The organism is Collinsella sp. AM20-15AC (assembly GCF_003471405.1).
GTDB lineage: Bacteria > Actinomycetota > Coriobacteriia > Coriobacteriales > Coriobacteriaceae > Collinsella.
Genome location: NZ_QRJA01000028.1, coordinates 1 through 11,860, shown reverse-complemented (window position 1 = coordinate 11,860; position 11,860 = coordinate 1). Strand labels below are relative to the sequence as shown.

The 11,860-nt window shown below is 62.6% G+C and carries 9 protein-coding genes; all 9 read left to right on the top strand.

Going from position 1 to position 11,860, the window contains the following annotated elements; all coding sequences use genetic code 11:
* Positions 1-210 precede the first annotated feature (210 nt).
* Positions 211-705: a ribosome maturation factor RimP gene (rimP, locus tag DW233_RS08630; protein ID WP_118267782.1), complete on the top strand. Its 495-nt coding sequence runs from the start codon at positions 211-213 to the stop codon at positions 703-705.
* A gap of 1 nt (position 706) precedes the next feature.
* Complete coding sequence (nusA, locus tag DW233_RS08625; RefSeq protein ID WP_022094169.1) at positions 707-1,954, top strand: transcription termination factor NusA; 1,248 nt, start codon at positions 707-709, stop codon at positions 1,952-1,954.
* 91 nt (positions 1,955-2,045) lie between these two features.
* Positions 2,046-4,760: a translation initiation factor IF-2 gene (gene infB, locus DW233_RS08620; RefSeq protein ID WP_118267781.1), complete on the top strand. Its 2,715-nt coding sequence runs from the start codon at positions 2,046-2,048 to the stop codon at positions 4,758-4,760.
* Between the two features lie 11 nt (positions 4,761-4,771).
* The gene (gene rbfA / locus DW233_RS08615; protein WP_117647311.1) at positions 4,772-5,182 is read left to right on the top strand and encodes a 30S ribosome-binding factor RbfA; all 411 of its coding nucleotides are present in this window, start codon (positions 4,772-4,774) and stop codon (positions 5,180-5,182) included.
* Positions 5,175-6,218, top strand: coding sequence for a bifunctional oligoribonuclease/PAP phosphatase NrnA (locus DW233_RS08610; protein WP_118267779.1), 1,044 nt, complete (start codon positions 5,175-5,177; stop codon positions 6,216-6,218). The genes rbfA and DW233_RS08610 overlap by 8 nt, the downstream gene beginning before the upstream one ends.
* A gap of 15 nt (positions 6,219-6,233) precedes the next feature.
* On the top strand, positions 6,234-7,166 hold the full coding sequence (gene truB / locus DW233_RS08605; RefSeq protein ID WP_118267777.1) for a tRNA pseudouridine(55) synthase TruB: 933 nt from the start codon (positions 6,234-6,236) through the stop codon (positions 7,164-7,166).
* Positions 7,163-8,170 carry a riboflavin biosynthesis protein RibF gene (gene ribF, locus DW233_RS08600; RefSeq protein ID WP_233547975.1) on the top strand — a complete coding sequence of 336 codons (1,008 nt, stop codon included), beginning with the start codon at positions 7,163-7,165 and terminating at the stop codon, positions 8,168-8,170. The genes truB and ribF overlap by 4 nt, the downstream gene beginning before the upstream one ends.
* Positions 8,163-10,271, top strand: a complete 2,109-nt coding sequence (gene dnaG, locus DW233_RS08595; RefSeq protein WP_118267775.1) for a DNA primase — start codon at positions 8,163-8,165, stop codon at positions 10,269-10,271. Before ribF ends, dnaG begins: the two co-directional genes overlap by 8 nt.
* A 110-nt stretch (positions 10,272-10,381) precedes the next feature.
* Positions 10,382-11,731 (top strand): RNA polymerase sigma factor RpoD, encoded by a 1,350-nt coding sequence (rpoD, locus tag DW233_RS08590; RefSeq protein ID WP_118267773.1) that lies wholly within the window; start codon positions 10,382-10,384, stop codon positions 11,729-11,731.
* The last annotated feature ends 129 nt before the right edge of the window (positions 11,732-11,860 follow it).

Here is an 11,860-nt window from a genome sequence, read left to right as displayed (position 1 = left end):
GGAGTCGCCCCTCGGTTTGGTTATGGACACTTGCGACAACACCCAATTATCCATTTCTTGTGGAGAACCTGTGCTCACGCTGACCTGCGGGTTTGTGTTGTGGTTGCACGTTTGTGCAGGTATTGGTATAGTTTGCTTGCAAATGAAGTTGTAATTGAAAGAAGTGGGGTTTCGGCCCCGCTTCTTTTTTGTATGGATGGAGGTGCCGCAATGGTCAAGACCAAGACCGAACAGGCGATCATCGACGCGCTCGAGGCCGTTGCTCCCCAGCACGATGTCGACATCGTCGACGTTGAGCTCGTGGGTGCCACCAAGGCCCCCTGCGTGCGTGTGCGTATCGAGGGTGCCGAGGGTCAGAGCCTGTCGCTCAATGACGTCACGGCCAACACCAAATGGGTCGGCGATGTGATTGAGGAGCTCGACCCCATCTCTTCGAGCTATACGCTCGAGGTGTCGAGCCCGGGTATGGCGCGCCCGCTGCGCCGCCCGAGTGACTTTGCCCGTTTTGTGGGCGAGAACTGCGAGCTCACCTCCACCGCCACCGAGGGCCGTCGCAAGTACGCCGGCAAGATTGCCGCCGCCACCGAGACGAACGTGACCCTCGAGCTCGAGGACGGCGAGTCCGTTACCCTCGATTTCTCTGATGTTAAAAAGTGCAAGTTGAAGCCCACCTATGACTTCAAGCCCGCGAAGGAAGGAAAGTAAGATGGCAGCATCCGACATGATGTCCGCCCTGATGGAGCTTTGCCAGGAGAAGCACATCGACCAGCTCTACCTGATCGACCGCCTGGAGCAGTCGCTCGCCAAGAGCTATGCCGAGATCCTGCATCTTGAGTGGGGCGCCAAGGTGACCATCGACCGCACCACCGGCAAGATCTACGTCTACCGCCTTGAGCCGATCGACGATTCCATGGACGAGGAGGGCAACTTCACCGAGTTCGAGGAGATCGACGTCACCCCCAAGAACACGAGCCGCATCGCCGCCCAGCACGCCAAGGCCGAGATCAACGCCATCGTGCGCAACTCCGCCCGCGAGCAGATCTACGAGGAGTTCTCCGGCCGCATCGGTGACCTCATCAGCGGTACTGTGCTGCAGTCCACGCCCGACTTCACGATTGTCAAGATTCGCGAGGGCGTCGAGGCCGAGCTTCCGCACTTCGACCAGCGCCGTTACGAGAACGAGCGCAACGAGCGTCCGATGGGCGAGCGCTACCTGCACAACCAGCACATCAAGGCCGTGATCATCGACGTTCGCGACCCCAACTCCAACCTGCAGCCGGTTCGCGGCGAGCACAGCCGTCCGCCGATTGTCATCTCCCGTACCCACCCCGAGCTCATGCGTCGTCTGTTTGAGCAGGAGGTGCCCGAGATCTATGAGGGCACCGTCCAGATCAAGTCGATCGCCCGCGAGCCCGGCCAGCGCTCCAAGGTCGCCGTCCACTCGCTCGACGATCGTCTGGATCCCGTTGGCGCCTGCGTCGGCCCCAAGGGCAGCCGTGTTCGCGCCGTCGTGGGCGAGCTCCGTGGCGAGCGCGTCGACGTCATCCTGTGGGATGCCGATCCGGCCGTCTACGTCGCCAACGCCCTGTCGCCCGCCAAGGTCACCCGCGTCCTTATCGACGAGGAGAAGGCCTACGCCGGCGTCATCGTGCCCGACGACCAGCTGTCCCTCGCCATCGGCAAGGAGGGCCAGAACGCCCGCCTCGCCGCGCGCCTGACCGGCTGGCACATCGACATCAAGTCCGAGACGCTTGCCGCCGACATCCTCAAGAACGTTCCCGTTCACGAGGAGCCCGCCGCCGATCTGATCGGTGACGAGGAGGACGAGGACGTCCGTCGCTGCGAGTTCGTGTCCGAGGACGGCATCCAGTGCCGCAACCAGGCCCGTCCCGGCTCCCGTTTCTGCGGTGTCCACGACACCGACGCCTTCGATGATGCGGAGGACCTGATCTAGCGCGCGGTCGCGCCGAGCAGGTCCCGGCGCATCTCCCACGCTCGTTCAGTCTCTAGGCACCCAAGGTGCCAGAAAGGGTAGGTGAAGTCATATGGCAAAAGTCCGTGTGTCCACCCTGGCCAAAGAGTTCGGCATGACCTCCAAGGAACTGATGGGTCATCTCGCCGATATGAAGATTCCCGCTAAGTCCGCTTCCTCCACCTTGGAGGACGCTTATGTCGCCATGGTCCGCAAGCAGCTCGCCTCGGTGATCGAGGCCCGCGCTCAGGAAGTCGAGGCCGCCAAGCAGGCCGAGGAGCAGGCAGCTGCCGCCGAGGAGGCCGCACGCGCTGCCGAGGCCGAGCGCGAGCGCATCGCCGCCGAGAAGGCCCGCGAGGAGGAGCGCCGCCAGTTTGCCGCAGCCCAGGCTGCCGAGGAGGCTGCCCGCGCCGAGGCCGAGGCCAAGAAGAAGGCCGAGCAGGAGCGCCTTGCCCGCGAGAAGGAGGAGGCTGCCCGCGAGGCCCAGCGCCGCGCCGTTCCCGCTTCCGACTCCGGTTCGCGCTTCCGTTCGCTGCTCGACCAGATCGCCGCACAGGAGACCGTGCTCAAGGAGAAGAAGGACGCCGAGCAGAAGGCCAAGGCCGACCGCGCTGCCGAGCGCGGCAACCGTCGTGGCGGCAACAACGACCGTCGCGGTGGCCGTCGTAACGATCGCAACGCCTCCGACAACAACTCCGAGCGCAACGCCTCCGAGAGCCGTCCCCACAGCCATCGCACCAATGCCAGCAACAACGTCGCTGCCGGCATGGACTTCCCCAACCCCGACAAGCAGGGCAAGGGCAAGAAGCGCAAGGGCGGTCACAACAACGAAGAGGACCACTACAGCCGCATGGCTCGCGAGGCCGAGGAGTACAGCCGCGAGAAGGTGCTCGAGGAGGCTCGTGCCGCCGTCGAGGAGGCCTCTCGCGAGTCCACTGGTCGCCGCAAAAAGCGCAAGGAGAAGCGCGAGCGCGAGGCCGCAAAGGCTCAGGAAGAGCGCAAGATTGAGGAGGCGCTGGCCCAGGGCGTAAACCCCGAGGACCTCGACGCCATCAAGGTCTCCCAGGGCGTTACCGTCCAGGAGCTCGCCGAGGCGCTCGACGTTCCGGCCAACGACATCATCAAGCGCCTGTTCCTGCTGGGCACGCCGCTTACCATGACGCAGTCCATGTCCGACGACCTCGTCGAGCTCGTTGCCGACGACCTGGGCCGCCAGATCAAGATCATCACCCCCGAGGAGGAGAACACCTTCTCGTTCTACGACGATCCCGCCGACCTTAAGCCGCGTGCCCCGGTCGTCACCGTCATGGGCCACGTCGACCACGGCAAGACTTCGCTGCTCGACGCCATCCGTCACACCGGCGTCGCTGCCGGCGAGGCGGGCGGCATTACTCAGGCCATCGGCGCTTCGCAGGTCATGATCAATGACCGCAAGATTACCTTCATCGATACCCCCGGTCACGCCACCTTTACGGCCATGCGTGCCCGCGGCGCCAAGGTGACCGACATCGTCATTCTGATCGTGGCTGCCGACGACGGCGTCATGCCCCAGACCATCGAGTCGATCAACCACGCCAAGGCCGCCGGCGTCCCCATCGTCGTCGCCGTCAACAAGATCGATAAGCCGGGTGCCAACCCCGACCGCGTGCGCCAGGAGCTCACCGAGTACGGCATCATCCCCGAGGAGTGGGGCGGACAGAACATGTTCGTCAACATCTCCGCCAAGCAGAAGATCGGTATCGACGACCTGCTCGAGACCGTCCTGCTCCAGGCCGACGTGCTCGAACTCAAGGCCAACCCCGATACGTTCGCTTCGGGCAACGTCCTCGAGGCTAAGCTCGACAAGGGCCGCGGCTCGGTTGCCACGGTGCTCGTGACCCGCGGTACCCTGCACGTGGGCGATACGCTGGTCGCCGGCCTTACCTACGGCCGCGTCCGCGCCATGCTCGACCCCAAGGGCAACGCCGTCACCGAGGCCGGTCCCTCCGACGCCGTCGAGATCCTGGGCCTGCAGTCCGTCCCCAACGCCGGCGATGAGTTCCGCGTGTTCGAGGACGAGCGCGAGGCTCGCGCCCTGGCCGACGAGCGTTCGCTCAAGGCCCGCATCGAGGAGCAGAGCCGCGTGAAGCATGTGACGCTCGAGAACCTCTTCGAGACCATCGCCGACGCCGAGGTCAAGGAGCTCAACCTGATCATCAAGGCCGACGTCCAGGGTTCTATCGAGGCCCTTCAGGACTCCCTCGACAAGATGGACCAGTCCGAAGTGCGCATCAACACGATCCACTCCGCCGTTGGCGCCATCAACGAGACCGACGTCGTTCTGGCCGACGCCTCCAACGCCATCATCATCGGCTTTGGCGTCCGTCCCGACGGCAAGGCCCGCTCCGCCGCCGAGCGCGAGGGCGTCGAGATCCGTTGCTACGACGTCATCTACAAGTGCCTCGAGGACCTCGACGCAGCCCGTATCGGCATGCTCAAGCCCACCGAGGTCGAGGTTTCCACGGGTACCGCGACCGTTCTGGACACCTTCAAGGTGCCCAAGGTCGGTATCGCCGCCGGTGTCCGCGTCGAAGAGGGCGAGATCGCCGCGACCGATTCCGTGCGCCTGGTGCGCGACGGCATCGTGGTCTTCAACGGTAAAATCGCCTCGATGCGCCACTACAAGGATGAGGCCAAGAGCCTCAAGAGCGGCTCCGAGGGCGGTATTGGCCTGGAGAACTTCCAGGACATCAAGCCTGGCGACACCATTGAGGGCTACCGCATCGACCAGGTTGCCCGTACCGAGTAGGGGGTAGCGCTATGAAGCAAACGCAGGCAACCCGCCGTTTGGGCGAGCAGCTTCGCGAGAAGCTCGGTTATATCCTGCTCTTTGAGGTTTCCGATCCGCGTCTCGACCTGGTCACCCTGACCGCGGTCGAGGTCGCGGTGGACCGTTCGTTCGCGCGTGTGTACGTGTCGTGCGACGCGAGCCGCTACGACGAGGTCATGGAGGCGCTCGCCAGCGCCAAGGGCCGCATCCGTAGCCTGCTGGCCCGCTCGCTCGATTGGCGCGTCACGCCCGAGCTCGATTTTCGCATCGATCGCTCGACCGATGAGGCCGAGCGCATCACGCGTGCGCTGGAAAACGTTCCCGCCACGCTTGCGATCGAAAAGGACGAGGACGGCTATCCAATTGCGGATGCCGCCCAGGAGGCAGCTTTAGATGAGTAATTCCGCCGACCTCGCATCGTGCGAGTCTGCAGATATTCAGCGACGCATCCTTGAGCTCATCGAGGGTGCGTCCTCCATTGCGATTTCGGGACATACGTCTCCCGATGGCGACGCCCTGGGCTCCGTGCTAGGCCTGGGCCTCTCGCTTAGGAAGTTCTTTCCCAACAAGGACATTGCCCTGCTGCTGGCAGACGATGACCCGGTTCCGCGCATCTACCGTTTTATGGAGGGCGCCGACCGTCTGGTGCCGGCATCTGCGTATACCGGCAATCCGGACCTGTTCATCTCGGTGGACGTGCCGGTCGTCGAGCGTCTGAACAACTCCGCCGAGGTGCTTCGTCGCTCGTCGCATGTGGTGTGCTTCGATCACCATCCGGCGCGCGAGGAATTTGCCGAGCTGAGCCTGAGGTGCGTCGACGCCGCGGCCTGCGCCATGATCATCGACCGCTTTTTGGACAATTGTGGCATTGTGGCTCGCGATGGTGTTGCGACCTGCTTGTTGTGCGGCCTGGTGACCGATACCGGTCGTTTTCAGTATCAAAACGCCGATGCCGCCGCGTTCCATGCAGCCTCGCGTCTGGTTGCCCACGGTGCCGATCCGGCGCGTGTGGCACTCGAGGTTTACCAGAGCATGCGCGTTGAGTTTTTGCACCTCAAGTCCATCGTTATGGGCCGTATCAAGACGGTGGCCCACGGGCGCGTCGCGTATAGCTACGCGTACCAGAGTGACCTTGAGGCCTGCGGTGTCACCTCGGATGAGTGCGACGGTCTGGTTGACGTGGTGCGCTCGGTGATGGGCGTCGAGGTCTGCCTGTTCCTGAAGGGCATTGAGGGCGATACCAAGGTGCGCGGCAACCTGCGCTCCAAGGGCGACCTCAACGTGTCCGAGATCGCTGCTGCCTTTGGCGGAGGCGGACATCCCGCTGCCGCCGGTTTCTCCAACAACGGAACGATTCTCGAGACGCTCACCGTGGCACTTCCCATGCTGGCCGAACTGGTAGGGGAGGATCCCGCTTCGGTGACCGTCGAGCTTTAACTTTTTGGATGGTACATGGCTCGTCGTACGCCTTCTCAACTGAATATGCTGCTCGCCGTCGATAAGCCGGTGGGCTGCACGTCCCACGATGTGGTTTCGAAATGCCGACGCGCCCTCCATGAGCGGCGCGTCGGCCATGCCGGCACGCTCGACCCCATGGCATCGGGTGTCATGGTGGTGGGTGTGGGCCAGGCCACCCGTCTGCTGGGCATGCTAACCCTCGATACCAAAAGCTATGTCACCGACATTTCGTTTGGCGCCGAGACCAATACCGATGATGCGGAGGGCGAGGCGGTCCGCACGGTGGCTGTTGCCAACGAGCTCCGCTATCCTGCCTATGCCCGTGAGCGCTTGGCCGCTATGCTGGGTCCGCAGATGCAGGTGCCGCCGGCGTTTTCGGCTATCTCGGTCAATGGCGTTCGCGCCTACAAGTCTGCTCGCGAGGGCAATGCGGTGGACCTACCTCCGCGCCCCGTCGAGGTCTATGCCGCCGACCTGATCGCCGTGGGAGGCGAAGGTGATACGTGTGTGTGGACCGTGGCGTTCTCAGTGAGCAAGGGTACCTATATCCGTGCGCTCGCTCGCGATTTGGGCCGCGCCTGCGAGAGCGCCGCGCACATTTCCGCGCTGCGCCGCACGGCCTCCGGTGTTGTTTCCATTGGCGCTTGTCATGCGGTCGAGGAGCTTTCTCCCGAGTCCGCGGCTGGCTTTGCCCTGGATCCCATTGCGGCCCTGGGCGCCACGCGTGTTGACTTGCCGGGCAATCTTGCCGACGATCTGCTCTGCGGCCGACGCATTCCCGTTGAGCGTGCGCTTGCCGATTTCGATACCTCGAAGTCGCCTTTTGCGTTGGTGCTCGATGGGGGACTCAAGGCGCTAGCCCGCATTGAGAGTGGCCGCTTTGTCATGGAGCACGTGTTTCCGCAGGCAATCGGCGGTGTTCGATGATGTTGTCCGCTCGCGAGCTCGCGCGTATCTTTTTCGAGGGCGAGTCGGACGAGGCTCGCATCGTTGCTGCCGATACGTTTGATGAGTGCGAGCACTTGGGTGCCGCATCGATTGCCATCGGCGTGTTCGACGGCGTTCACCGTGGACACCAGGAGCTCATTGCGGCGCTTGTTAGCGATGCGCGCGCCCATGATTGCAAGGCGGTCGTGGTCACTTTCGATCCCGATCCGGACGTTGTGGTGAGTCCTTCGCCCGCTCAAAAATTGATGACGACGGCCGACCGTCTACATGCCTTGGCTCAGACCGGGGTCGATGCGGTGGTGGCCGTTCCCTTTACGCCTGAGGTTGCGGCACTCGACCATGTTGCTTTTCTCTCGCTGGTGTCGCGTCTGGTCGACATTCGTTCGATTCGCGTTGGCAGCGACTTTAGGCTGGGTCGTGGCGGTGCTTCTGGTGTTGACGAGATGCGCACCTGGGGTGCCGAGCGCGGCGTTGACGTATACGGGCACGACCTGCTTTGCGAGGGCGGTGAGGCCATTTGCGCCACCCGCATTCGTCATGAGCTGGGACAGGGCCATGTGGAGCTTGCTGCTGAGTTGCTCGGCCGCCCGTATATGCTGCGTGGCGGTGTTATTCGTGGCCGTCACGAGGGTTCTGACATGGGCTTTCCCACGGCTAACCTGCAGGTTCCCGACGGCATTCAGGTGCCTGCCGATGGCGTGTATGAGGGCCTGGTGCTCGTTGATGACACCGTATGGCCTGCTGCCGTTAACGTCGGCCTACCGCCGACGTATGCCGACGATGCCGCTTCATCGCATCTCGAGGCTAACTTAATTGGTTATACGGGCGACCTGTACGGCGCTTCCGTTTCGCTGGCGTTTACGCGCTGGCTGCGTCCCTCGCGTGTGTTCGATTCGCTGGATGAGTTGATTGCGACCGTCGAGGGTAATATCGAGGACATTCGTCACAACTTGGGTGAGCAGGGGGTGGGCATCCGTGATTAGCGATGAGGAAAAAGACCAGGTACGCGCTGCGTCCGACCTAGTTGCCATCGTGCAGGAAACGGTTGAGCTCAAGCCCCGCGGCCATGAGTTTTGGGGCTGCTGCCCCTTTCATGGCGAAAAGACTCCGTCCTTCCACATTATTCCCGCCACGCAGGTGTGGCATTGCTTTGGCTGCGGCGAGGGTGGCGACGTCTTCACCTATATCATGAAGCGCGAGAACCTGAGCTTTCCCGAGTCAATCCGTTATTTGGCCGATCGTGCGGGTATTGAGCTGCACGACACCGGAGATCGCCGCGAGCGCGGTACCAAGCGTGCCCGCATCTACGATCTGTGTGCCGAGACCGCCCAGTTCTACCACACCATGCTTATGCGCGGTAAGGATGGCCGTCCACGTGAGTACTTTGCCAGCCGCGGCATGGGTGGCGACGTCTGCCGCCGCTACTGCCTGGGCTTTGCGCCGGGTCGTAATATGCTGGTGGCTCATCTGTCGCAGGCGGGCTTTACTCCGCAGGAGATGATCGACGCCAACGTTGCCTTGAGTCGAGGGCGCGGGCAGCTTGCCGACCGCTTCTACGACCGCGTGATGTTCCCCATCTTTGACGAGCAGGGTCACAACATCGCCTTTGGCGGGCGCATCATGGGTGACGGCCAACCCAAGTACCTCAACACCGCCGAGACGAGCGTGTTCCATAAAAAGCGAAACCTCTATGGCTTTAACTGGGCCAAGGAGTTTATCGTCGCGCAGGATACGGCCATCGTGGTGGAGGGCTATACCGATTGTATCGCCTGCTGGGAGGCGGGGATCAAAAACGTTGTCGCCACGCTGGGCACCGCGCTCACGGAGCATCACGTCAAGACGCTCACCCGCTTTGCCAAGCGTATCGTGTATATGTTCGATGGCGATGCCGCGGGCCAGAAGGCCGCCCGTCGCGCGATTCAATTTATCGAGCAGGATTCGATGGACCTGCGCTGCGTGGTGCTGCCCGACGGCAACGACCCCATGGAGTTCATCACGGCGCATGGTGGACAGGAGCTTCAGGCGCGCATCGACGCTGCCGAGCCGCTCATGGACTTTGTCTACCGTTCGCTGCAGGAGTCGAGTGACATCACCACGCCGGGCGGTCGTGCCAAGGCGCTGGAAGATGCGCTGACGCTTATCTATCCGCTGCGCGATAGCTATATGATCGACACATACTTTATCCAGATTGCCGATCTGCTGGGTTTGGATCTGGAGACGGTTCGCGCGAGTTCGGGTCGCGTGTTTCGCGATGTCGCCAAGCGCGAAGATGCGGAACGACGTCGTGAGCAGAACTATGAACGCCAGCGGGCGCAAGCCGAGCGCTCTGGTAGCGCGGGCGGTCGGACGTCTGGTTCGCAGGGGGCATCTCGCGGTGCTTGGGCATCGGGCGCGACGCCGCCGGTGTCCGCGCCGGTCGAAGAAGAGCCGTATGACTACGTCCCGCTCGATGCCTACGGTGCCGCGCCCGTGGAGGTCGTCGACGACCTGCCGCCGATCGATGTGCCTGATGGTATTGGTGCTGTGCCTGTGACTGATGGTTCGGGCGCTCCGGCTGCGGCGGCGCCGATGGTTCTTACTGATCTTGAGCGCAAGTCCTTGGCAGGGGAGCGCGAGCTGTTGACGATGCTCACGAGCTACCCCGACCTGTTCCGCACGTATGCCGACCGCATCTGCTCTATCGAGTGGGTTGACCCACGTCACGAGTCCATCGCATGGGCCGTTCTGGCAACGCCGCCGGGAACCGATCCTGCAGCCTGCATGGATGCGGCGCGCTCGGTGTGTCCCGAGGCGGCAACGCTTGTGAGTGCCGGGCGCATCTCGGCGACGAGCAAGCACCCCACCGAGACGAACATCGTGTTTATGCTTGATACGCTCGAGCTCTACACCATCAAGCGCCGCATGCGTGCCGCACAGGCCAAGCTGCGCCAGGACCGTTCGCTCGATGATGAGGCCCGTCGCGCGCTGACCGTGCAGGCCGCGCAGGATTCGCAGCGTCAACGCGAGCTGCAAAAGTCTATCGGCGGCGTGGCGGACCCGTTCCGTTTGATCGGTCTGGAGACCGCGGGCACCGAACAGGCCTAGATGTTGTGGTCAAGCAGCGTATTCTCGCCTATATCCAGTCCTCTTTTTGGGTATAGACGTCAATGTGTGTGCTAAAGTAATGAGTCCTGTGGACTATGAAGGGAGAATCTGTGCCAAAAAAGACTGAGAGCACGGGTACTGGGCTGGAATCCTACGTTGCAAAGCTCATGGGCAACGGCTCAAACAGGACTTCGGTAACCGAGGACGAGATTCAGGTCGCCCTGAAGGATATCGATGTTTCTGACGAGCAGCTCACCGCGGTGTATTCCGCGCTGCGCAACAGCGGCATCCAGATTATCTCCGCGAGCGGTAACGACGACGCCCCCATGGACGTCGACGATGACGATAACGATAACGATACTGACGATTTCGATGACGACGACGAGCACGATTCCGGCTCGCTCGACGATCACGAGCTCAAGATGGCCCGTCAGGCCGATGCCGAGATGGGTTCTTCCAAGAGCAAGAAGAAGCGCACCGTGCGCACGTCCCGTTCACGCTCCCGCGTGCGTGGCATCGATGCCTCCACGGTGATGCTGACCGGCGATCCGGTTCGTATGTACCTCAAAGAGATCGGCAAGGTCGACCTGCTGACCGCCTCCGAAGAGGTCGATCTGGCCATGAAGATCGAGGCCGGTCTTGAGGCCACCGAGAAGCTCGAGGCCGCCGATGCCGGTGAGCTCGAGCTCACGCGTGCCGAGATGCGTCGTCTTACGCGCATTGAGAACGTCGGCCTCGAAGCTAAGCAGGCACTCATCAGCGCAAACCTGCGTCTGGTCGTCTCCATCGCCAAGCGCTATGTCGGCCGCGGCATGCTGTTCCTTGACTTGATCCAGGAGGGTAACCTCGGTCTGATTCGCGCCGTCGAGAAGTTCGACTACCAGAAGGGCTTCAAGTTCTCCACGTACGCCACGTGGTGGATCCGTCAGGCCATTACGCGCGCTATCGCCGACCAGGCCCGTACCATCCGTATTCCCGTGCATATGGTCGAGACTATCAACAAGCTCGTCCGCGTGCAGCGCCAGCTCCTTCAGGACCTGGGTCGCGACCCGACCCCCGAGGAGATCGGTGCCGAGATGGACATGAGCGCCGACCGCGTCCGCGAGATCCAGAAGATCTCGCAGGAGCCCGTGTCGCTCGAGACCCCCATCGGCGAGGAAGAGGATTCCCAGCTGGGCGACTTTATCGAGGACTCCCAGGCTATCGTTCCGCCCGATGCCGCCAGCTTCTCCATGCTGCAGGAGCAACTCACTCAGGTGCTCGACTCGCTTGCCGATCGTGAGCGCAAGGTTATCGAGCTGCGCTTTGGCCTTGTCGACGGGCATCCCCGCACGCTCGAGGAAGTCGGCCGCGAGTTTGGCGTCACGCGCGAGCGTATCCGCCAGATCGAGTCCAAGACCTTGGCCAAGCTCCGCCACCCGAGCCGCAGCAGCAAGCTGAAGGACTACATCGAGTCATAACCTCGCAAGCAAGAAGCGCCCTCAAGCACATCCGCTTGGGGGCGCTTTCATGTGGTCATTGGGGACGTCCCCAATGACTAGGTGGTTGATTTCCGATCTCAGCCGAACACATTGAGCAAATAGGCCATT

Bases quoted from the DNA above. Each gene is read 5' to 3' on its own strand.
- nusA (WP_022094169.1), top strand. From the start codon at position 707: ATGGCAGCATCCGACATGATGTCCGCCCTGATGGAGCTTTGCCAGGAG.
- infB (WP_118267781.1), top strand. From the start codon at position 2,046: ATGGCAAAAGTCCGTGTGTCCACCCTGGCCAAAGAGTTCGGCATGACC.
- truB (WP_118267777.1), top strand. From the start codon at position 6,234: ATGGCTCGTCGTACGCCTTCTCAACTGAATATGCTGCTCGCCGTCGAT.
- ribF (WP_233547975.1), top strand. From the start codon at position 7,163: ATGATGTTGTCCGCTCGCGAGCTCGCGCGTATCTTTTTCGAGGGCGAG.
- rimP (WP_118267782.1), top strand. From the start codon at position 211: ATGGTCAAGACCAAGACCGAACAGGCGATCATCGACGCGCTCGAGGCC.
- DW233_RS08610 (WP_118267779.1), top strand. From the start codon at position 5,175: ATGAGTAATTCCGCCGACCTCGCATCGTGCGAGTCTGCAGATATTCAG.
- rbfA (WP_117647311.1), top strand. From the start codon at position 4,772: ATGAAGCAAACGCAGGCAACCCGCCGTTTGGGCGAGCAGCTTCGCGAG.